General features: G+C 63.7%; 23 protein-coding genes and 1 pseudogene. 12 read left to right on the forward strand and 12 right to left on the reverse strand.

Features of this window, described 5'->3' with window-relative positions; translation table 11 throughout:
* Positions 1–9: 9 nt before the first annotated feature.
* The gene (ku, locus tag NKH42_RS10280; protein ID WP_352751388.1) at positions 10–861 is read right to left on the reverse strand and encodes a non-homologous end joining protein Ku; all 852 of its coding nucleotides are present in this window, start codon (positions 859–861) and stop codon (positions 10–12) included.
* A 144-nt stretch (positions 862–1,005) separates the two neighbouring features.
* Complete coding sequence (locus tag NKH42_RS10285; protein WP_254818016.1) at positions 1,006–1,512, reverse strand: YciE/YciF ferroxidase family protein; 507 nt, start codon at positions 1,510–1,512, stop codon at positions 1,006–1,008.
* A 408-nt stretch (positions 1,513–1,920) separates the two neighbouring features.
* Here NKH42_RS10285 and NKH42_RS10290 point away from each other — a divergent pair, with 408 nt between their 5' ends.
* The 3 genes from NKH42_RS10290 to NKH42_RS10300 all read left to right on the forward strand — a co-directional run bounded on the left by NKH42_RS10290 (position 1,921) and on the right by NKH42_RS10300 (position 4,507).
* The gene (locus NKH42_RS10290; RefSeq protein ID WP_254818015.1) at positions 1,921–2,067 is read left to right on the forward strand and encodes a hypothetical protein; all 147 of its coding nucleotides are present in this window, start codon (positions 1,921–1,923) and stop codon (positions 2,065–2,067) included.
* Positions 2,068–2,324: 257 nt separating this feature from the next.
* Positions 2,325–2,705 (forward strand): thiol-disulfide oxidoreductase DCC family protein, encoded by a 381-nt coding sequence (locus NKH42_RS10295; protein ID WP_352751389.1) that lies wholly within the window; start codon positions 2,325–2,327, stop codon positions 2,703–2,705.
* 50 nt (positions 2,706–2,755) lie between these two features.
* Positions 2,756–4,507, forward strand: coding sequence for a saccharopine dehydrogenase family protein (locus NKH42_RS10300; protein ID WP_352689789.1), 1,752 nt, complete (start codon positions 2,756–2,758; stop codon positions 4,505–4,507).
* Here the strand turns inward: NKH42_RS10300 and NKH42_RS10305 are convergent.
* The 3 genes from NKH42_RS10305 to NKH42_RS10315 all read right to left on the reverse strand — a co-directional run bounded on the left by NKH42_RS10305 (position 4,396) and on the right by NKH42_RS10315 (position 7,895).
* Positions 4,396–4,779 (reverse strand): DUF1850 domain-containing protein, encoded by a 384-nt coding sequence (locus tag NKH42_RS10305; protein ID WP_352689790.1) that lies wholly within the window; start codon positions 4,777–4,779, stop codon positions 4,396–4,398. The genes NKH42_RS10300 and NKH42_RS10305 overlap by 112 nt on opposite strands.
* On the reverse strand, positions 4,776–6,872 hold the full coding sequence (locus NKH42_RS10310; RefSeq protein WP_352509487.1) for a TRAP transporter permease: 2,097 nt from the start codon (positions 6,870–6,872) through the stop codon (positions 4,776–4,778). The genes NKH42_RS10305 and NKH42_RS10310 overlap by 4 nt, the downstream gene beginning before the upstream one ends.
* Before the next feature lie 63 nt (positions 6,873–6,935).
* Positions 6,936–7,895 carry a TAXI family TRAP transporter solute-binding subunit gene (locus tag NKH42_RS10315; RefSeq protein ID WP_254818012.1) on the reverse strand — a complete coding sequence of 320 codons (960 nt, stop codon included), beginning with the start codon at positions 7,893–7,895 and terminating at the stop codon, positions 6,936–6,938.
* Positions 7,896–8,132: 237 nt separating this feature from the next.
* Between NKH42_RS10315 and NKH42_RS10320 the strand changes: the two genes are divergently transcribed.
* Together NKH42_RS10320 and NKH42_RS10325 are read left to right on the forward strand one after the other, a co-directional pair.
* Complete coding sequence (locus tag NKH42_RS10320; protein WP_352689791.1) at positions 8,133–8,501, forward strand: YciI family protein; 369 nt, start codon at positions 8,133–8,135, stop codon at positions 8,499–8,501.
* 7 nt (positions 8,502–8,508) lie between these two features.
* Positions 8,509–9,765 (forward strand): RNA polymerase sigma factor, encoded by a 1,257-nt coding sequence (locus NKH42_RS10325; RefSeq protein WP_352689792.1) that lies wholly within the window; start codon positions 8,509–8,511, stop codon positions 9,763–9,765.
* Positions 9,766–9,780: 15 nt separating this feature from the next.
* Here the strand turns inward: NKH42_RS10325 and NKH42_RS10330 are convergent, their stop codons facing one another.
* From NKH42_RS10330 to hrcA, 6 genes are all read right to left on the reverse strand, one after another.
* A complete protein-coding gene (locus NKH42_RS10330; RefSeq protein ID WP_352689793.1) occupies positions 9,781–10,404 on the reverse strand; it encodes a glutathione S-transferase family protein in 624 nt (207 codons plus the stop codon).
* Positions 10,405–10,572: 168 nt separating this feature from the next.
* Entirely contained in the window at positions 10,573–11,553 is a 981-nt protein-coding gene (gene cysK / locus NKH42_RS10335) for a cysteine synthase A (protein WP_352689794.1), read from the reverse strand.
* Positions 11,554–11,706: 153 nt separating this feature from the next.
* On the reverse strand, positions 11,707–12,324 hold the full coding sequence (locus tag NKH42_RS10340; protein ID WP_352689795.1) for a LysE family translocator: 618 nt from the start codon (positions 12,322–12,324) through the stop codon (positions 11,707–11,709).
* A gap of 87 nt (positions 12,325–12,411) precedes the next feature.
* Positions 12,412–13,767 carry a PQQ-dependent sugar dehydrogenase gene (locus NKH42_RS10345; RefSeq protein WP_352689796.1) on the reverse strand — a complete coding sequence of 452 codons (1,356 nt, stop codon included), beginning with the start codon at positions 13,765–13,767 and terminating at the stop codon, positions 12,412–12,414.
* Positions 13,768–13,867: 100 nt separating this feature from the next.
* Positions 13,868–14,065 (reverse strand): hypothetical protein, encoded by a 198-nt coding sequence (locus NKH42_RS10350; RefSeq protein WP_352648472.1) that lies wholly within the window; start codon positions 14,063–14,065, stop codon positions 13,868–13,870.
* Between the two features lie 33 nt (positions 14,066–14,098).
* On the reverse strand, positions 14,099–15,211 hold the full coding sequence (gene hrcA, locus NKH42_RS10355; protein ID WP_352648474.1) for a heat-inducible transcriptional repressor HrcA: 1,113 nt from the start codon (positions 15,209–15,211) through the stop codon (positions 14,099–14,101).
* A gap of 145 nt (positions 15,212–15,356) precedes the next feature.
* On the opposite strand from hrcA, the gene rph reads away from it, so the two are divergent.
* The 5 genes and pseudogenes from rph to NKH42_RS10380 form a co-directional block, all read left to right on the forward strand.
* Positions 15,357–16,073 carry a ribonuclease PH gene (rph, locus tag NKH42_RS10360; protein WP_352491199.1) on the forward strand — a complete coding sequence of 239 codons (717 nt, stop codon included), beginning with the start codon at positions 15,357–15,359 and terminating at the stop codon, positions 16,071–16,073.
* A 32-nt stretch (positions 16,074–16,105) separates the two neighbouring features.
* Positions 16,106–16,516: a VOC family protein gene (locus NKH42_RS10365; RefSeq protein ID WP_254818002.1), complete on the forward strand. Its 411-nt coding sequence runs from the start codon at positions 16,106–16,108 to the stop codon at positions 16,514–16,516.
* Positions 16,517–16,545: 29 nt separating this feature from the next.
* Complete coding sequence (gene rdgB / locus NKH42_RS10370; protein ID WP_352509499.1) at positions 16,546–17,193, forward strand: RdgB/HAM1 family non-canonical purine NTP pyrophosphatase; 648 nt, start codon at positions 16,546–16,548, stop codon at positions 17,191–17,193.
* Complete coding sequence (gene hemW, locus NKH42_RS10375; RefSeq protein WP_352751391.1) at positions 17,190–18,353, forward strand: radical SAM family heme chaperone HemW; 1,164 nt, start codon at positions 17,190–17,192, stop codon at positions 18,351–18,353. The genes rdgB and hemW overlap by 4 nt, the downstream gene beginning before the upstream one ends.
* 4 nt (positions 18,354–18,357) lie before the next feature.
* A pseudogene (locus NKH42_RS10380) lies at positions 18,358–18,658 on the forward strand (low molecular weight protein tyrosine phosphatase family protein); the annotation flags it as partial.
* Between the two features lie 265 nt (positions 18,659–18,923).
* Here the strand turns inward: NKH42_RS10380 and NKH42_RS10385 are convergent.
* Positions 18,924–19,109 carry a hypothetical protein gene (locus tag NKH42_RS10385; protein ID WP_352689797.1) on the reverse strand — a complete coding sequence of 62 codons (186 nt, stop codon included), beginning with the start codon at positions 19,107–19,109 and terminating at the stop codon, positions 18,924–18,926.
* A 176-nt stretch (positions 19,110–19,285) separates the two neighbouring features.
* On the opposite strand from NKH42_RS10385, the gene rsmI reads away from it, so the two are divergent.
* Together rsmI and NKH42_RS10395 are read left to right on the forward strand one after the other, a co-directional pair.
* Positions 19,286–20,212, forward strand: coding sequence for a 16S rRNA (cytidine(1402)-2'-O)-methyltransferase (gene rsmI / locus NKH42_RS10390; RefSeq protein ID WP_352701138.1), 927 nt, complete (start codon positions 19,286–19,288; stop codon positions 20,210–20,212).
* Positions 20,205–20,582, forward strand: coding sequence for a YraN family protein (locus tag NKH42_RS10395; protein ID WP_023678973.1), 378 nt, complete (start codon positions 20,205–20,207; stop codon positions 20,580–20,582). The genes rsmI and NKH42_RS10395 overlap by 8 nt, the downstream gene beginning before the upstream one ends.
* Positions 20,583–20,651: the final 69 nt, after the last annotated feature.

Consider the following 20,651-nt stretch of genomic DNA (forward strand, 5'->3'; position numbering starts at 1 on the left):
GGTCTGATCCTAAGCAGATTTGCGCCGAGCGGCTTTGGACTTGGCGCCCTTTGCCGGGCGTCCGGTCTTTGCCGGCGCACCGGCTTCCGACGAAAGGCTCTTCTTCAGTGCATCGAAGAGATTGACGACGTTGGAGGGCCGTGGTTCCGCCTTTGTCTTCGGTGCCTTCCTGCCGGCCTTCTTGGCGCGGACCAGCTCGATCAGGGCGTTTTCGTATTTGTCCTCGAATTCGGAAGGATCGAACTTCGCCTGTTTCTCATCGACGATGTGTTCGGCCAGCCTGATCATTTCGGCGTCGGTCTTCACCGGCTTGATGTCGCCGAACACCATCTCGGGCCTGCGAACCGTATCGCCATAGCGCAGGGTCGTCAGCAGCAGACCCTTGCCCAACGGCTCGATGACCACCGGACGTTCGCGGCGATAGAGCACGATACGGGCCAGCCCCGCCGTCTTCTTGGCGGCCATGGCATCGCGGATGACGGCGAAGGCCTCTTCCGAGACCTCGTCCGCAGGCGTCACATAATAGGGCGTATCGAGATAGATCTGCTGGATCGAGGATTTTTCGATGAAACCATCGAGGCTCATCGTGTGCGAGGATTCGATCTGCACGGCTTCGATCTCCTCCTCCTCGATTTGGACGAAGTCGCCGTCGCCGATCTCGTAGCCCTTGATCTCGTCCCCTTCATCGAGCGGCTTGCCGCTGGCCGGATCGACATAGACGCGCTTGACGGTATTGCCGGTCTTGCGGTTGAGCACGCGGAACGAGACTTTCTCCGCCTGGGTCACGACATTGGTCAGTTCGACGGCGCAAGTAACCAGCGAAAGCTTGAGATATCCTCTCCAGGCGGGGCGCGGCGCCATGACAAACTCCCTGCGCGACAAGGTTCAACCGAGAACGGCGTTCAACCGAGAACGGCCAAAGCCCGTTCCGGTTCCGGCGGCGCAAAAAGGCAAGTCCGGGCTTTCGGCCCGGCCTTGCCCTGAACTCAATTCTCTATCGCTGCCCTACTCGGCGGCTTGCAGGTTGATCTTGCTTTCCGCTATCTCGGTAAGCTTGCGGTCGGTCGCCTGCTCCTCCTTGAGATTGTTGGCCAGCACATTGGCGCAGTCGCTGCGGCCCAGTTGCTTGGCCCAGGCAATCAAGGTGCCGTAACGGGTCATCTCATAATGCTCGACCGCCTGGGCCGAGGCGATCAGCGCAGCGTCGAGGACCTCCTTGTCGGCGATGTCGCCGCTGATGTCGTCGGCCTCTTCGAGAATGCCGTCGATGGCCGGGCAGTCGACCTGCTTGGCCTTCACGCCGTGCAGTTCGAACACCTGCTCGACACGCTGGATATGACCCTTGGTCTGGGCGAGATGTTTCTCAAAGCCGGCTTTCAGCTGCGGATCACTCGCCTTGTCGATCATCTTCGGCAGCGATTTCTCGATCTGTTTTTCAGCGTAATAGATGTCGCGCAGCGTGTGCACGAACAGGTCATCGAGTGTTTTGATATCCTTCGAAAAGAAGCCCATGGCCTTTGCCTTTCCATTGCTCTTGCAGTTTCGGATTTTTGGCTGCGGCCCAACCCGAGCACCACAGCCTGCGGAACCGGTTCGTCCCGGCACTGGGAAATCAACGTGCGGCTGACGGGCGGGTTCCTGGTTTTCCGGCCGCGTGCACGGAAATTTCGCGGTCCAGCAAAAAGCTGAAACAAAACCGCGCCTCAGCGACATTCAGGCGAAACATATGTGGTGCAAAAGTCACACTGGGCGAAATGCCGACGGACTGCATGGAAACACCGCGAATCAGCCGCATTCCAGCCATGAACGAAGGCATTTTCGACCAGAGATTAACATCGCGTTCACCGACTATTCACGCCTGGACGCTATGATCCCCGCAATTCGGAAGGGACATCCGAAACGGGACAGGGACCGAGTAAAATGAGCTTCTGGAATCACATCGCCGGCTATGCTGCCGCCATCCGCGAATTCGTCGCACCGACCTATCGGCCCGAGCGCTATTACATGCGCGGCCCAGGCCCCGCCTGCGCGCGCCGTGGCAACACGCTTGGGATCAGCGTGCACTGATGATGAGCATGGAGAGCCGTCACGACAGCCGGATATGCCGGCCCGACGCCGACAATCGGTCAACGACCTATCGCGCCGAGCGCCCTGCGCTGACCGACAGACGGCGTGCGACAACGCCAAGCCTTCAGCAGTCCGGGCTTTGATCGAGCCGCCGGCAGGTCTAGTGTCGCCTGACACCAGCTGCCGGGCGTCACGTGATCGTCAAGCCGAACCATTCTCCTGAGCCGCCAGAATTCGAATCACGTCGCCCGTTGATCGTGTTCGACGGTATTTGCGTGTTGTGCTCGGGCTTTGTGCGCATGGTGGTGAAGCTCGACCGCAAGGGCCGCTTCCATTTCGCAACGGCGCAGTCGCCCTTCGGCGAGATGCTGTTCAAGAAATCCGGGCTGCGAACGGATCGCTACGAGACCAATCTCGTCATCGTCAATGGCGCTGCTTTCACCCGCCTGGATAGTTTCGTTGCCGTCATGGCCGAACTCGGCTGGCCGTGGCGGGCGGCGCGGATCCTGCTGCTGTTGCCGCGCCCGCTTCGCGACTGGCTCTACGACCGCATCGCAAAGAACCGCTACGCCCTGTTCGGCAAGAAGGACAATTGTGAAATCCCTTCCGCCGAGGTGAGGGCAAGGTTGATCGGCTAGGCTCATTGCCGTGGCCGGGAGCGGCGCGGGGCATTTTGGGGGAACTGCGGATGAAGGTTCTTGTCGTCGGCGGCTATGGCACCTTTGGCGGTCGCACCGTCGAGCTTTTGGAGGGCGAACCGCGTCTGATCCTCTTCGTCGCCGGGCGCTCGCTTGCCAAGGCTGACGCTTATTGCAACAGGCGTGCGCCGACAGCAGCCCGGCTGCAGCCGGCCCTGTTCGACCGTGACGGCGATCTCGCCGCGCAACTCGCTGCATTTGAGCCTGATATTGTAGTCGACGCGAGCGGCCCGTTCCAGGCCTATGGCGAGGGACGCTATCGCCTGATCGAGGCCTGCATCGCCCGGCGCATCAACTATCTCGATCTAGCCGACGGCTCGGATTTCGTCGCCGGCGTCTCTGCGTTCGACGAGGCGGCGCGAAATGCAGGGGTTTTCGTGCTGTCCGGCGTCTCGAGCTTTCCGGTGCTGACGGCCGCGGTTGTGCGCCGCCTGTCGTCGGACCTGACGCGGGTCGACGGCATTCGCGGCGGCATCGCGCCGTCGCCCTTGGCCGGTGTCGGCGGAAACGTCATTCACGCTATCGCCGGTTATGCCGGTCAGCCGGTGCGGCTTGTTCGCAATGGCCGTCCGGAACAAGGCCGTCCGTTCACCGAACAACTGCGCTACACCATCGCGCCGCCGGGCCGGCTGCCGCTTCGATACACGCTGTTTTCGCTTGTCGACGTTCCCGACCTGCGCGCCTTGGCCGAGCTTTGGCCGGAGGCGAGGACCATCTGGATGGGAGCCGGGCCGGTACCCGAGTTGCTGCACCGCGCCCTGATCTGCCTCGCCTGGCTGGTGCGCGCCGGATTGATCGGTTCGCTTTTGCCGCTGGCGCCGCTGATGCATCAGGCAACGAACCGGCTGCGCTGGGGCGAGCATCGCGGCGGCATGTTCGTCGAGGTGGAGGGATCTGACCGGGCGGGCGCCATCGTCAAGCGCTCGTGGCATCTCTTGGCCGAGGGCAATGATGGGCCGCTGATCCCGTCGATGGCGGTCGAAGCGCTGGTCCGCAAAGCGCTGGCCGGACATCAGCCCGCGCCGGGCGCACGGGCGGCGGTGCGCGATTTGGAGCTCCGGGATTATGAAGCGCTGTTCGCCGGCAAGACAATCTACACCGGGTTCAGGAATGAGCCCGCTGACAGGGACAAGTCGCTTTATGCCGTCTTGCTCGGCGACGCCTGGCATGGCCTGCCCCGGGAAATCCGCGCCATGCACGATTGCACAACAATGGCGGCAGGCCGCGCGCGCGTCGAACGCGGGCGCAATGTTCTTGGCCGGCTAATGGCCCGGATGGTCGGCTTCCCCGGGGCAAGCGAGGACATCCCGGTTCACGTCCGCTTCGACACCGACAAGGAGAGTGAGACCTGGACGCGGACATTCGGCAAGCACAGTTTTTCTAGCCTGCAGTTTGCAGGCCGGGGTCGATCGCAGCGCCTGCTGTGCGAACGCTTCGGCCCGCTGACCTTCGCGATGGCGCTGGTTGCCGAGGACGGCCGGCTGGCGCTGGTCTTGCGCTGCTGGAGCTTTTTTGGCCTGCCGCTGCCGATGTGGCTCGGTCCACGCTCGGCTTCCTACGAAACGGTGGAGGATGGCCGCTTCCGCTTCCACGTCGAGATCTCGCATCCACTTGCCGGCATGATCGCCTGCTACCGCGGCTGGCTGGAGCCCTCCGGCCCGCACGGCTCCAGCGAGATCGTGTCGCCTGCCAGCTTAGCCAGTTCGCGGCAGTCCTGCGCCGTGCACAGCGTCCAACCCTGACCCGTAGCGCCCGACGCGGCTAGCACGAGGCGCCGCTGTGGCCCGACCTTGGGCGCATAGACCCACCAGCCGTTTCTCAGCACCGAGCCTTGCGGCGGCTCCATCCCGGCGCCCGATCCCTTGATGCGGGCCTCGACCAGCTGCAGGCCGGACGGCAGCACCTTCCAGTCTTCCTGCCACTGAGTCTTCTCCACCGAATGCACCCAGGAGAGCGTGAAGGCAGCGACCGCGAGCGCCACCGTCTTGCCGGCCGCGACGATGCAGAGGCTCATCCCGAGTTGGCCAGCGAAGCCTGCCGCGCGCGCCAGCAGTGCCAGCCGATCCAGGCAAGGGACAGCGCCCAGCCGGCCTCGTCGGTAAGCGGCAGCGCCGCAACCAGCAGCACGCCGGCGGCGAAGGCGACGAGGCGTTCCCACCAGGCCATGCGCCGGGCCAGAAATCCGACGGCAGCGGCGCCCCACAGGACTATGCCCATGCAGGCTTTGATGACGATATAGGCGACCTCGACGGGATAGCCGAACTGGGCGGCGATCGGGCCGGGGTCCTGCAGCATCAGCGCCGGGGTATAGACCGCCATGAACGGCACAACGAAGCCGGCAATGGCAAGCTTGGTGGCCTGGATGCCGATCTTGAGGCCGCTTTCCTTGGCCATGGGTGCGGCGGCGAAGGCGGCCAGCGCCACAGGCGGAGTGAGATCGGCCATGATGCCGAAATAGAAGACGAACATATGGCTGACCACCAACGGCACGCCGAGCGACAGCAGCGCCGGCCCGGCCAGCGACGAAGTGATGATGTAATTGGGAATGGTCGGTATGCCCATGCCGAGCACCAGGCAGGTGAGCATGGTCAAAAGCAGCGACAGGAACAGATTGTTCTCGCCGATCGAGATGATCCAGCCGATGAAGGTCGAGGCGATGCCGGTAAGCGTCAACGTGCCGATGACGATGCCGACAATGGCGCAGGCAATGCCGACCGGCAGCGCGTTCTTTGCTCCCTCCGCAAGGGAATCGATGCATATGCGCAGCGTCTCGCGCCCGCCCTTGAACGTGAGGCAGGCGACGACCAGCACGGCGATGACCAGGCTGAGGATGTCGACGCCGAATTTCATGAAGGAAGCCGCGGCAAGCCCGAGCGCCAGCCAGAAGACGATGCGGAAGGCGAGCGGCCCGATCGATGCTGCCAGCGGCGTGCCGAGAATAAGCACAATGGTCAACGCCAGGCCCATGGTGCCGGCGAACACCGGTGTGTAGCCGGCAAACAGCAGGTAGATCAGTGCTGCGAGCGGCAGTACCAGCGGCCAATGCTGTCTCACCGCATCCCACGGATTGGGCAGGTCGGTCCTGGCCATGCCGTGCAGTCCGGCCTTGCCTGCCTCCAGGTGCACCTGCCAGAAACAGGCGCCGAAATAGAGCAGCGCCGGAATGATCGCCGCCTTGACCACCGCGGCATAGGGGATGTTCAGGGTCTCGGCCATGATAAAGGCAACCGCTCCCATCACCGGCGGCATGATCTGGCCGCCCATCGACGAGGTCGCCTCGACGGCGCCGGCGAAAGCCGAGCGGAAACCGAAGCGCTTCATCAGCGGGATGGTGAACTGGCCGCTGGCCACCACATTGGCGACGCCGGAGCCGGAAATGGTGCCCATCAGCGCCGAGGACAGCACACAGACCTGCGCCGGGCCGCCGCGCCATGAGCCGACCAGGCCAAGCGCAAAATCGTTGAACAGCGCGATCATGCCGGCGCGTTCAAGAAAGGCGGCGAAGACGACGAAGATGAAGATGTAGGCGGCCGAGACATAGACCGGCGTGCCGTAGATGCCTTCGGTGCCATAGGCGAAGGTGTCGACGAGCTGGGCGAAATCATAGCCGCGATGGATGAAAGGCGGCGGCAGATGATTGCCGGCAAATGCGTAGGCGAGAAAGATGAAGGCAATGACGGCGAGCGGCAGCCCCATCAATCGCCGCGCCGCCTCGAAGACCAGCACGACCAGCACCGCGCCGACGATCAGGTCAGGCGTGGTGAGAAAGCCGGAGCGGCGGATGAGGTCGGCATAGAACACCCAATTGTACAGACCGATGGCGAAGCCGAGCACGCCGAGCGTCCAGAACACTGCTTTCGCCGGGACGCTTTTGGCGCGCAGATTGGCGATTAGGGCAAAGCCGAGCAGCAGCAGGAAGCCGACATGCATGGCGCGTACGACCTGGCTCGGCAGGCTGCCATAGGCGGCGATGTAGATCTGGAAGATGGAGAAGGCGATGGCGATAAAAAAAGCCGCCTTGCCGGCGATGCCTTCGCCGAACCCCGGCGGCAATCCTTCGACAGGAGCTTCCGCTGTGGGGGAAAGAACGGTCGGGGTTGCGGTCATTGGCGGGGTTCCTGGCGGGGCGCTCCCCTCCCCGAGGGAGGGTGCGGAGCGAGGCGAGGCTCCTTACTTCACCAATCCCTTTTCCTTGTAATACCTCTCGGCGCCTGGATGCAGCGGCACCGGCATGCCGTCGAGCGCCTTGGCGGGGTCGATCGCCTTGGCGGCGGCGTGGGCAGCGGTGAGCTGGTCGAGATGCTCGAACAGCAATTTGGTCATCTGGTAGGCGGTCTCGTCAGGGACATCGGCGCTGGTGATCAGGAAATTGCCGACGGCGGCGGTCGCGACATCCTCGGTCTGGCCCTCATAGGTGCCCTTGGGGATGACCACGGAAAGATAGGGCGAGCCGATCTTGGCGACGTCCTCCGCCGGCACGGCAACGATGTTTACCGGCACCGAGGTGGCGAGGTCACGGATCGATGCGACCCCAAGGCCCGCCGACTGCAGCGTGGCGTCGAGCTGGCGGTTCTTGATCAACTCTACGGATTCGGCAAAGGGCAGATATTCGATCCGCCCGAGGTCTTCGTATTTCAGCCCGGCAGCGGCGAAAATGGTGCGGGCGTTGAGCTCGGTGCCTGAGGCCGGCGCGCCGACCGAAAGGCTCTTGCCCTTGAGATCGGCGAGCGTCTTGATGCCGGATTCCTTGCTGGCGACGATCTGGATATAATTGGGATAGATGGCCGCAATGCCGCGCAGCTTGTCGAGCTTGCCTGGGAAGCCTGCTTCGGTATTGCCTTCGGCGGCCAGCTTGACGGAATCGCCGAGTGCAAAGGCGATCTCGCCCTTGCCCTGCTGCAGCAAGTTGAGGTTTTCGACCGACGCTTTCGTCGCCTGCACCTGGGTGCGCGCGCCTTCGATGCCCTTGCCGTAGATTTCCGACAGCGCCACGCCGAGCGGATAGTAGACGCCCGACGTGCCGCCGGTCAGCACGTTGATGAATTCCTGTGCCTTGACCGATACCGCGCCAAGGCCAAGCGACAGCGCTATCGCGCCGGCGGCAACGAACTTCGTCCTGAAATTGAGCATTCGGTTTCCTCCCTGAAGTATCTGCCGCACTCTCCTCGTCAGCGCGATCCGGGACGAGTTTAGAGAGCGGACGGGAAATGCCAACCCGCAATTGTCGCCATTAGACGAACGGTTGAGCTTGCGTGAAATGCCATGGGAGCCGAAAGATTTTTGCAGCGCGTGTCGAAATCGGGCGAGGCCACGCGACATACGTTCGGCCCGCAACGGAGCGGCCTTCGAGAAAAACGGGAGAAGACCATGCGATACATGCTTTTGATCTATGCGAACGAAGCCGCGATGGCGGTCGCGCCGACGGAGAAGACCTACGAAATCAGCGCAGCCTATGGAGCCTATACCGAGGCGTTGAAGAAATCCGGAGCGTGGCTGGCCGGCGACCGGTTGAAGCCGACCCAGACCGCCACCACGGTGCGGATGGCCAACGGCAAGACCAATGTGCTCGACGGTCCCTATGCCGACACCAAGGAGCAGCTCGCCGGCTTCTACATGATCGAGGCTGAGGACGCCGACGCAGCAATTGCCTGGGCGGCTCGCTGCCCCGGTGCCAGCACCGGCACGATCGAGGTGCGGCCGATCTGGGAAATGACCGAGTACCCATCCCAGAAGTGACCGTGTGATGAACAGTCGTCCGGAGATCGCGCGGGCGGCGGCGGAAGCGGCCGCCCGGCAAAGCTACGGCAAGCTGGTCGCGTATCTCGCCGCGCGCACACGCGACGTGGCCGCTGCCGAGGACGCCTTGGCAGATGCCTTTGCAGCGGCGCTCGAGCGTTGGCCACAGGCGGGCGTGCCCGACAAGCCGGAAGCCTGGCTGCTGGCGGTGGCACGCAAGCGCCGCGTCGACGCGGTCAGACGACGACTGACAAGCGAGGCGGCCCGCGACCACCTTAGGCTGATCGCCGAGGAGATGGAGGCACGCATGGTCGACGAAGACCTGCCGGACGAGCGGCTCCGGCTGATGTTCGCCTGCGCCCATCCGGCGATCGAGGCCGGCGTCCGCGCGCCGCTGATCCTGCAGACGGTCCTGGGCTTCGACGCAGCGACGATCGCCTCGGCTTTCCTTGTCTCGCCAGCCACGATGAGCCAGCGCCTGGTGCGCGCCAAGACGCGAATTCGCGAGACAGGCATTCCGTTCCGCGTGCCGGAGCGGGCCGAACTCGGCGAGCGGCTGGGCACCGTTCTGGAAGCAATCTACGCGGCGTTTGCCGAAGGCTGGTCCGACCCGGCCGGCACCGAAACGCGGCGCCGCAATCTCGCGACAGAAGCCATCTGGCTCGGCCGTCTGATGGCCACGCTGATGCCGGACGAGCCGGAGGCGCTCGGCCTTTTGGCGCTGATGCTGTTCGCCGAAGCGCGGCGCGCGGCGCGGCGCAATGCGGCGGGCGATTATGTGCCGCTGGCCGAGCAGGATCTTGCACTGTGGGACGATACACTGATCGATGAAGCAGAGACGCTGCTCGGGCGCGCCGCGGCCAAGGGCGTTGTCGGCCGCTACCAGCTTGAGGCCGCCGTGCAGTCCGCCCATGCGACAAGACGGCTGACCGGCGGCACCGACTGGGTCGCGATCAAGGAGCTCTATGACGCGCTGTCAGTGATTGCCGGCTCGCCGGTGGTTTCGATCAACCGTGCGGTGGCCATTGCCGAGGCCGAAGGTGCTTCGGCAGGATTGGGCGCCCTTGATCAACTCAGCGGCGATAAGCGGCTGTATGACTATCAACCTTACTGGGCCGCCCGCGCGGGCCTGCTGGCCAGGCTCGGCAAAGTTCCGCAGGCGAGCGAGGCCTATGACCGGGCCATCGGCCTCGAACGCGATCCAGCCGTGCGCCGGTTCCTGCAGGAACGACGGGCAGAGCTCGGCCGCGCGGAAAAAGACTGAGACAAGGCGGAGTGCTCAGGCCGGCCACATGTCGTGGGAAGCATTCAGCCTCTTCATCACCCGATGTTCCCGCAAATTGGCCCACAGGCGTTCGATGTTCGGCCAAGCGGTTGGAACCTTCGCGACCTCCGGATGCCAGGCCACCAACATGACGAGATAGATGTCGGCCAGCGAGAGTTGGTCGCCGGCCAGCCAGTCGCGGCCGTCGAGGGCGGCATCGAGAATGGCGAAGCTGCGATCCATTTCCGAGACCGCCGCCTGTTTGAGGGCGTCCACGCCACCGGCGTCGGCCGTGTAGCGATGCGCGTAGAAGAACCGCAGGTTGGCTGGATAGATGACGGAGGACATGAAAAACATCCAGCGCAGGAAATCCGCACGGTCAGGCGAACTTGCCGCGGGCGCCAGTCCTGCTTCCGGGTGGCGCTCGGCCAGCAGGATGCAGATCGCCGCGGATTCGGTCATCGAGCGTCCGTCCGGCAAGATCAGGACCGGCACCTGGTTCAAGGGGCTGATATCAAGAAAGGCCTGATCGAGGCGGCCCTTCGGAACGTCGATCTGGTGGAAAGGCACGCCTGCCAAAGCGAGCGCCGCCTCGACAACAAAGCCGCCGGTATTGGCACGCGTATAGAGCTTGTACATGAAATCCTCCGCCAGCCGGCATAGGGCCGGTGGCGATTTGAACCGGAAGCACCACCCTGCTCAAGCGAGCGACGGCCGCCACAGGTGTTTTTTCAGCGGTCCAGCGAGCTGCGATCTAGACCCTGGGCGTTGTTATTGGAACCTGTCGCGAGATGAAGTGTCGAGGACTTACGCACCCAGCCCTTCGAACAGGATCGTCGACAGATAGCGTTCGGCGAAGGATGGAATGACGACCACCAGGTTCTTGCCCTTGTTCTCCGGCCGCGAGCCGACGACGATCGCCGCTTGCAGGGCGGCACCCGACGAAATGCCGACCGGCACACCTTCGAGCCGAGCGACGAGCCGTGCATTGGCAACCGAATCCTCGTTCGAGACCTTGACGATCTCGTCGTAGATCGTCGTGTCGAGGATTTTTGGCGCGAAGCCGGCGCCAATGCCCTGGATCTTGTGCGGGCCTGGCTGGCCGCCCGACAGCACCGGCGAGGCTTCCGGTTCGACGGCGACGACATGCACCGAGGGCTTGCGCTTCTTCAGCACCTGGCCGACGCCGGTGATGGTGCCGCCGGTCCCGATGCCGGCAACGAAGATATCGACTTCGCCATGGGTGTCGTTCCAGATTTCCTCGGCCGTGGTGCGGCGATGGATTTCCGGATTGGCGGGGTTTTCGAATTGCTGCGGAATGACGGCGTCGGGCAGTGTTGCCGCCAGCTCGTCGGCCTTGGCGATGGCCCCCTTCATGCCTTTCGGCCCTTCGGTCAGCACCAGCTCGGCACCGAGCAGCGCCAGCATCTTGCGGCGTTCGACGGACATGGTTTCCGGCATGGTCAGAATCAGCTTATAGCCCTTGGCGGCGGCGGCAAAGGCGAGCGCGATGCCGGTATTGCCCGAGGTCGGCTCGATCAGCGTGGTCTTGCCGGGCGTAATCCTGCCCGAAGCCTCCAATGCCTCGATCATCGACACGCCGATGCGGTCCTTGACGGAGGCGATCGGGTTGAAGAATTCGAGCTTGGCCAGCAGATTGGCGACGACACCCTTCTCCCTGGCGAATTTATCCAGTCGCACCAGCGGCGTGTCGCCGATCGTCTCGGTGATCGAATTGTAGATGCGGCCGCGGCCGGGCACGTGTGTGTGGGTGGCGGGCTTGTTCATTGGTTTTCCTCCCAGAGGTCAAGCGGCAAGAGCCGGGCGGGCATAGGATAGAGCCATCCACCGCGCAAGATAGGCACGTTCGAAAAATATCCGGGTGACGGTCGTGCTGAATACCGGCGCCTTGCAGGGCGTTGGGCGGATTGGCGAAGAGATCTACTGGCGGGCGGCAATTGCCGCCGCCGCACCGACCATGAAGCCGGCGGCGGTGCGGTTGAGTGCCCTCAGCGCCCGCGGCGACTTCAGGAACCAGCGCGCCTTGGCCGCCAGCGCCAGATAGGGCACCAGCACCACGAGCAGAACGATGATAGTGAGCGCGACCAGGATGCCGTAATCGGCCAGTGTGATCGTCTTCAGATCGACGATGGTCGGGGTGATGGCGAGATAGAAGATCATCGTCTTCGGATTGCCGAGTGTGACGGCGAGACCGGCTACAAAGCTGGATGCCAAGCCGCCTTTGCCTTTCTTCGCCTCTACCGTTTCGGGCGTGATGCCGCTCGTCCAGAAACGCCAGCCAAGAAAAGCGAGGTAGGCGACGCCCAGCCATTTGATGGCCAGGAAGACCATGCCGAACGTCTGTGCGACGAAAGCCAGGCCGAGCACCACGGCAGTCAAATAGGTCAGGTCGCCGAGCATCAGCCCGAACGACATGGCCAGCGACGAGCGGAAGCCGGAACCCAGCGCACGCGCAACAAGCGCGGTGACGCCTGGGCCGGGGATGGCTGCGGCGATGCCGAGGGCGGCGCTATAGGCGAGGAACCCGGTGAGCGTCATGGTTCGCGCTTGTCGCACAATGTTGAAGTTGGGTGAATTCCCTCGGGCCGAATTCGATTGCGCCAGCGCAGCAGGCGACGCCGCCGTTCAGGAGCGGCCGTCTTCGTAGGTAACGCGCCAGATGGTGCCGTTACCGTCCTCGGTGACGATCAGGGAACCGTCCTTGGCCATGGCGACACCGACCGGGCGGCCCCAGACGGCGTCGTTCGAGATGACGAAGCCGGTCATGAAGTCCTCATACTCGCCGGTCGGCTTGCCATCCCTGAATTTGAGCCTCACCACCTTGTAGCCGGTCCTGGCGCCACGGTTCCACGAACCATGCATGGTGACGAAAGCATCCCCTCGGTAATCCGCCGGAAAGTTCTTGCCGTCGTAGAAGGCTATGTTCATCGGCGCCGAATGCGCCTGCATCAATACATCGGGGACAGTGGCCTTGCCGGCGAGGTCTGGCCGCTCGCCCTGATGGCGCGGATCCTCGTGGTTGCCGATGTAGTACCAAGGCCAACCATAGAACGCACCGTCCTTGACTTCAGTTGCAAACTCGAACGGCACATTGTCGCCGAGCTCGTCGCGCTCGTTGACGACGCACCACAACGCGCCGCTGGCGGGCTGCACCGTCATGCCCGTACAGTTGCGCAGGCCGGTGGCGACAGTTCGGGGATTTTTCCCGTCCGGGTCAAAGGCGAGCACATCGGCACGGCCGTCCTCGGGGCCCCAGGCCGCCCCGAGCGGCTTTGATTTCGCCCAGGCGTCGAGGCCGCCATCCGGCTGCTTGTCCATGTCCTCGGCGACATTCGAGTCCGAGCCAACCGATAAAAAAAGCGTCTTGCCGTCAAGCGAGAAGGCGATGTCGCGGGTCGAGTGACCGCCCGACGGGATTTTGGCGACAATGGTTTCTGGTTTACCGGACGCCTTCAGGTCACCGTCGCGATAGGGGAAGCGGACGATGCTGTCGCTGTTTGCGACATAGACCCATTGCGGCTTGCCGCCTGGCGGATAGAAGGCGATGCCGTATGGATAGTTGAGGCCTTGGGCGAAAATCGCTTTCTCGATGGGTTTGGCGCGGCCCTCGGCCAGACGGTAGACGCGTATTTGGTCGGCATGGCCGTTTGCGATGAACAGGTCGCCGTTCGGAGCGATGCGAACGACGCGCGGATTATAGAGTCCGGAGGCGATCATTTCGGCCGAAAAGCCCGGCGGCAATTCTGGCTCGGCGCTTTCGGGCCGTTCCGCCACGCCGCCGCCGTTCGAAGCGGATTGAGCGGGGTCGGCTGCCGGCATGTCTTGCGGCCCGATCAGGCGGCGGACGCCAGGCCTGTCGGCGTGCCAATCGCCAAAAGCGGCTTCGCCTTTGAGCACCTTTTGATCCGCCTGCTGGGCGGCTGCCGGTGTCGCGACAAGGAGGGCAGCGGCAACGGCCGCAAAGCCGCCAGATCGGATCATTAACGTCCTCCGAGGTTTGCCTCGAAGAGGGCAAACGGGATCAGGCATTGGTCGTTCCAAGCGGTGGTCCAGCACACGAGGATTTGAAGCCGAACCCCGTTCAGTTGCCAGAGGCGTAGAAGTCGTCGTCGAGTCGCTTTTCCAGCGCGACCAGATCGGCCGGCAGCGGCAGGCCCATGGCCCGCATCTCTTGCAGCTTCTCACGCAACTGCTCTTGCACCTCGTGGTGATCCTCAGGCTGATTGACCATTTCCTCGAGCAGCAGGCTGATCTGGGCCTTGAACGATTCCAGCGCCATTCTTTTTCTCCTTGCGGCAGGCCGCGGCGGCTCCTAGCGCAGCATGCGCGAAATCAGCTGCGCGGTATAGTCGACCATCGGTACTATGCGCGCATAATTCAGCCGCGTCGGCCCGATGACGCCGAGCGCACCGACGACGCGCGCGTCCTTGTCGCGATAGGGTGCCACCACCAGCGAGGAGCCCGACAGCGAAAACAGCTTGTTTTCCGAACCGATGAATATGCGCACCCCCGGGCCTTCCTCGGCGAGGTCGAGGAGCTGGATCAGTCCATCCTGCGTCTCCAGATCCTCGAACAGATGCCGCAGCAATTCTATGTCGGCCTGGGCGGTGACGTTTTCCAGGAGATTGGCGCGGCCGCGCACGATAAGCCGCCCAGGCACCCCGCTTTCGGCGCCTGCCCAGACCGCCAGGCCCTTCTCGACCAGATCCTGCGACAGCGTGTCGAGGGCTGCCCTGGTCTCTTCCTTGATGCGGGCGATCTCGACCCGGGCCTCGGCCAGGGTGCGGCCGCGGATATGGGCGTTGAGGAAGTTGGAGGCTTCGTGCAATTGCGAGACGGTGATGCCGGCGGGCAGATCGATGACGCGATTTTCGACGTCGCCGTTCTGCGAGACCAGCACGGCCAGCGCCTTGGTCGGCTCGAGCTGGATGAATTCGATGTGCTTCAGCGCCGCCTCATTTTTGGCGGCGAGCACGAGGCCGGCGCCGCGCGACATGCCGGACAGCATCTGGCTGGCCTCGGTCAGCATATGCTCCAGCGTCGCGCCCGAGCCGGAGGCGCGCACCTGCGCCTCGATGGTGCGGCGCTCCTCGTCGGAGAGGTCGCCGAGTTCCATGAATGCATCGACGAAGAAGCGCAAGCCGGCCTGGGTCGGCAGCCGGCCAGCCGAGATGTGCGGCGCGTAGATCAGGCCGAGATGCTCGAGGTCGCTCATCACGTTGCGGATGGTGGCCGGCGACAGCGATGACGGCAGGATGCGCGACAGGCTGCGCGAACCGACCGGCTCGCCATCCTTCAAATAGGAATCGACGATGCGCCGGAAGATGTCGCGCGAACGCATATCGAGCGATTGAAGCGCGGGCGGTTGAAGTGCCGGCGACGAGAGCAATGGCGACTGCGAACCGGGATCGACTACCTTGGTCATTCGAGCCAGAAACCTCCGGTCCGAAGATATAGACTTCCGCGGCGTCGGCGCAACCGGTCCATTTTCCTTTGCGCCTCACGCCCCGTGCGGCTACAAGCCGGCCAAGATTCCCCGGCCAAGATTCCGAAGAAAGAAAGAAGCCTGAATGCGCCCTTCCAAACGCCAATTCGACGAAATGCGCCCCATCTCCTTCGAGCGCGGCGTCTCCAAGCATGCGGAAGGCTCGTGCCTGGTGAAGTTCGGCGACACGCATGTGCTGTGTACGGCCAGCCTGGAGGAAAAGGTGCCGGGCTGGATGCGCAACTCCGGCAAGGGCTGGGTGACGGCGGAATACGGCATGCTGCCGCGTTCGACCGGCGAGCGCATGCGCCGCGAGGCTTCGGCCGGCAAACAAGGCGGCCGCACGCTGGAGATCCAGCGGCTGATCGGCCGCTCCCTGCGCGCCGTGGTCGATCTGCAGGCGCTCGGTGAGCAGCAGATCACCGTCGACTGCGACGTGATCCAGGCCGACGGCGGCACGCGCACCGCTTCGATCACCGGCGGCTGGGTGGCGCTCTACGACTGCCTGCGCTGGATGGAAGCCCGCCAGATGGCGAGCCTGGGCAAGGTGCTTAAGGATCACGTCGCGGCGATCTCCTGCGGCATCCATGATGGCCAGCCGGTCATCGATCTCGACTATATCGAGGATTCCTCGGCCGGCACCGACGCCAATTTCGTCATGACCGGCAAGGGCGGCATCGTCGAGATCCAGGGCACAGCCGAGGGCGAGCCGTTCTCGGAAGAGCAGTTCGCGGCGCTGATGGAGCTCGCCAAGAAAGGCATTCAGCGCCTGGTCAGCTTGCAGCAGATGGCGGTGGCTTAGCTGCGGTCAATATTGGAGAGATTGGCGATCCTGTGACTCCTTCCGCAATCCTGGAATCAGCACTCTACGTGACGGACCTTGCTGCCGCGGAACGGTTCTATTCGGGCGTCCTCGGGCTCGATCTGCTCGGTAAGGTCGATGGCAGGCATCTCTTCTTCCGCTGCGGCGACGGCGTGCTGCTTATCTTCAATGCCGAGGCGACCAAAGTGCCGCCGCGGGCCGACGCCAAGCTGCCCGTGCCGCCGCATGGCACGGTCGGCGAGGGCCATCTTTGCTTCGCCGCAAGCGCGGATGAAATCCCACGCTGGAAAGCGCATCTTGAGGCGAAGAAAATCGCCATCGAAAGTGAGTTCGAATGGCCTCAGGGCGGTCGCTCGATCTATATTCGCGACCCCTCGGGCAATTCGATCGAATTCGCCGAGCCAAGAATTTGGGGCATCTGATGCATTCGCCGCCTGTTCATTCACCAACTATTCATTCGCTTGATGGGCATAAGATCGTCGTCGCAAGCCACAATGCCGGCAAATTGCGCGAATTCACCGATCTGATGGCGCCATTCGGCATAGAAGCGAAGTCCGCAAAGGAATACGGCTTGCCGGAGCCGGACGAGACTGGCACCACTTTCGAGCAGAACGCCTTCATAAAGGCCTTGGCCGCCGCCAAGGCAACTGGATTGCCGGCGCTGTCGGACGATTCCGGCCTGTGTGTCGATGCGCTCGACGGCGCACCCGGCGTCTACACCGCCAACTGGGCCGAGACGCCGGACGGCTCCCGCGACTTCGGCATGGCCATGCAGCGCACGGAAGTGGCCTTGCAAGAAGTTGGCGCGATCACGCCTGCCCAGCGCAAGGGCCGCTTTGTCGCGGTCATCTGCCTTGCCTTCCCTGATGGCCAGGCGGAATATTTTCGCGGTGAGGTCGAGGGCACGCTGGTATGGCCGCCGCGCGGCGAGCTCGGCTTCGGCTACGATCCGGTGTTCTTGCCCGATGGGTTCGAAAAGACCTTCGGCGAGATGAGCGCGGAGGAAAAGCATGGCTGGAAGCCCGGCCAGCCAACCGCATTGTCGCACCGTGCCCGTGCCTTCCAGAAATTCGCCCAAGCCCGATTGGCCGGCGCATGACCATGCTGCTCGACCGCAGCCCCGGTTTCGGCGTCTACGTCCACTGGCCATTCTGCGCGGCCAAATGCCCCTATTGCGACTTCAACAGCCATGTCCGCCACCAGCCGGTCGACCAGGAGCGTTTTGCCCGCGCCTTCGAGACCGAGCTGGCGACGATGCGCGGCCGCACCGGGCCGCGCGAGGTGACCAGTATCTTTCTTGGCGGCGGCACGCCATCGCTGATGAAGCCGCAGACCGTGGCGGCGGTGCTGGATGCAGTGGCGAAGAACTGGACGGTGCCCGGTGGCATCGAGGTGACGCTGGAGGCCAATCCCTCCTCGGTCGAGGCCGAGCGCTTTCGCGGCTATCGCGCGGCCGGCGTCAACCGGGTGTCGCTTGGCGTGCAGGCGCTGAACGACAAGGATCTGCGCTTCCTCGGCCGTTTGCACAATGTCGATGAGGCTCTGCATGCGATCAGCCTGGCGCGCGAGATATTCCCACGGCTGTCGTTCGACCTGATCTACGCGCGACCTGGTCAGACGCCGGAAGCGTGGCAGGCGGAGCTCGAGCAGGCGATCGGCCACGCCGCAGACCATCTGTCGCTCTATCAGCTGACCATCGAGGAAGGCACGCCGTTCCATGCACTGCATGCGGCAAGGAAATTCATCATTCCAGACAATGAGCTTGCCGCCGATCTCTACGCGTTGACACAGGAGATCACCGCCGCGCACGGACTGCCGGCCTACGAGATTTCCAACCACGCCAGGCCCGGCGCCGAAAGCCGGCACAATCTCACCTACTGGCGTTATGGCGAATATGTCGGCGTCGGTCCCGGCGCGCATGGCCGGTTCGTCGAAAATGGCCGCCGCGTGGTGACGATCGCCGAGAAAATGCCGGAGACCTGGGCCAATCTGGTCGAGGCCAAGGGCCATGGCGTTACCGGCGGCGAAATCCTGACGCGCTCGGAAGAGGCCGACGAGTTCCTGCTGATGGGGCTGAGGCTGGCGGAAGGCATCGACCTTTCCCGCTACGAGGCATTTTCAGGGCGCGGCCTGTCGACGGCACGGCTGTCGGTGCTGCAGGACGAAGGCCTGGTGGCATCGATCGGCAATGCCCGCCTGCGCGCCACGCCGGCCGGCATGATCGTGCTCGATGCGGTCGTGGCGGATTTGGCCAGATAGCACGTTGAAGAACGTTCTCTTCACCTGCAGCCAGAATCGCTTGCGCAGCCCGACGGCGGAGCAGGTGTTTTCCAAGCGGCGGGACATCGAGGTCGCTTCGGCCGGCACTAATGACGCATGAACTCGTCGCCTGGGCCGACATCATCTTCGTGATGGAAAAAACGCACCGCGCCAAACTGCAGCAGAAATTCAAGACAAGCCTGAAAAAGGCTCGAGTAATCTGCCTCGATATTCCCGACGACTATGCATTCATGGACCCGGCTCTGGTGGACCTGCTGGAGCCCCGCGTCTCGAAGTATCTGGGTGAAGGATACATGGCGGAGCATTCGCAACCGCGCTTCGAGAACTGTCTCGACCGATCGCTAAGGTTTGCGGGGTCAAGCCTCGTGCTTGTGGCGGTGTTTGGCGCGATCTTTTTCGCTGGTCTCTCCGGAACGGGCCGGCTTGATCTCGCTTTTGTCGCGTGAGGCATGGTGCTGGTCGTCTGCGGAATGTGACGCTGCGCCATCGCGGGCGCTTTTTGTTTCGAGGCGGGTGATGAAAATGTCGAAGCGATTGGGCATCGTCCGGTCAGTGCTCCATCGTGCGGTCGGTTTCGTTTGCTTGCTTGCTCTCTGTCGATCGCTGGCGTGCAAGCGGCTTCTTGGCTCTGCCATCTGCGGCTTCGGCAGGCAGGCTCTTGTCGCATGGCGCGGCGAAGCGTTTGCGGCCGGCATAGTAGGGTTCGAAAACGTCCTGTATGGTCAGGCTGTTCATCCTGCTCCTCCCGAGATCAGGTGTAAAATTCGCCGGCAACGGTTTCGTTCCCTACTATGGCGAAGGCATGGCGGCTGGTTCACGTCGGCATCCCTTTTGGAACCCGGGCCTTTGCAACCCAGGCTTTTGCAACCAAGCGTGAGCCGTGCCAAACAGGGTCGAACGGAGTTGTGCAGGTGACCGGCGAATCGGCCAAACGCAGTTATGTGGTCGGGCAGACCGAAATCGCCGCCCGGCCGCTCGAGCCGGCGCTCTACCTGGTGGCGACGCCTATCGGCAATCTCGCCGACATCACGCTGCGCGCGCTGGAAACGCTCGCCGCCGCCGATATCGTCGCTTGCGAGGACACACGTGTCAGCCGCGTGCTGCTCGACCGCTACGGCATCCGCCGCCGCACCACCGCCTACCACGAGCACAATGCCGGCGAGGCCGGACCGAAGCTGATCGCGGCGCTGCTGGCCGGCCAAAGCGTAGCGCTGATCTCGGATGCCGGCACGCCGCTCATCTCCGACCCCGGCTACCGGCTGGTCGGTGAGGCGCTGGAACGCGGCATTCGTGTCGTGCCGATCCCCGGCCCGTCAGCAGCACTTGCCGCTTTGACGGCATCCGGCCTGCCCTCGGACGCGTTTCTGTTTGCCGGCTTCCTGCCGGTGAAGACCGGGCAGCGGCTGACGCGGCTGGAAGCGCTGAAGGCGGTGCCGGCAACGTTGATCTTCTTCGAATCGCCGCGCCGGCTGGCCGAGACGCTCAGTGCCATGGTCGAGGTGCTGGGCGGTGCCCGCAAGGCGGCGATCGGCCGCGAGCTGACCAAGACTTTCGAGGAGATGCGGACCGGCACCCTGCAATCGCTCGCCGGCCATTATGCGGGAGCCGATACGCCCAAGGGTGAAATCGTCATCTGCGTCGGCCCGGCCGATGCGGTCGCTGATGAGCCAGAAGACATCGACCGGCTGCTGCTTTCGCTCGCCGCCGAAATGCCGGCCTCCAAGGCAGCGGCGGAAGCCGCCAAGATGACGGGTGGCCAGAAGCAGACGCTCTATCGTCGGCTGCTCGACCTCAAGAATGCTGGAAGAGACGGGGCCGGCGGAGACGGCGATGGCTGAACGGCCAAGCGCCAGCCGGCAAAAGGCCTACCGGCGCGGCCATCACGGCGAATGGCTGGCGGCGGCGGCGCTGATGCTGAAAGGCTACCGAATTCTTGCCCGCCGCCACCGCACCAGGTTCGGCGAGATCGACCTGATCGCGCGGCGTGGCGATCTGGTGCTGATCGTCGAGGTCAAGGCGCGCCGCACGCTGATGGAGGCAATGGAAGCCGTCGGTCGCGAATCGGAGCACCGCATCGAAGGCGCCGCCGATTTCTGGCTGTCGCGCCAATCCGACTACGGAAAATTATCGGTGCGCTTCGACATGGTGGCGGTGCTGCCGTGGCGTTGGCCGGTGCATGTCGAGAATGTGTTTTACGGGCGAAACTAGGCCATTCTCGAAGTGGGGCCGTTTTGCTGCGCCTGCGGTTCAGATCATGGTTTGCCGATCTGTCAAGCA

The organism is Mesorhizobium sp. M1142 (genome assembly GCF_040318565.1).
In the GTDB taxonomy this organism is placed as follows: Bacteria; Pseudomonadota; Alphaproteobacteria; order Rhizobiales; family Rhizobiaceae; genus Mesorhizobium.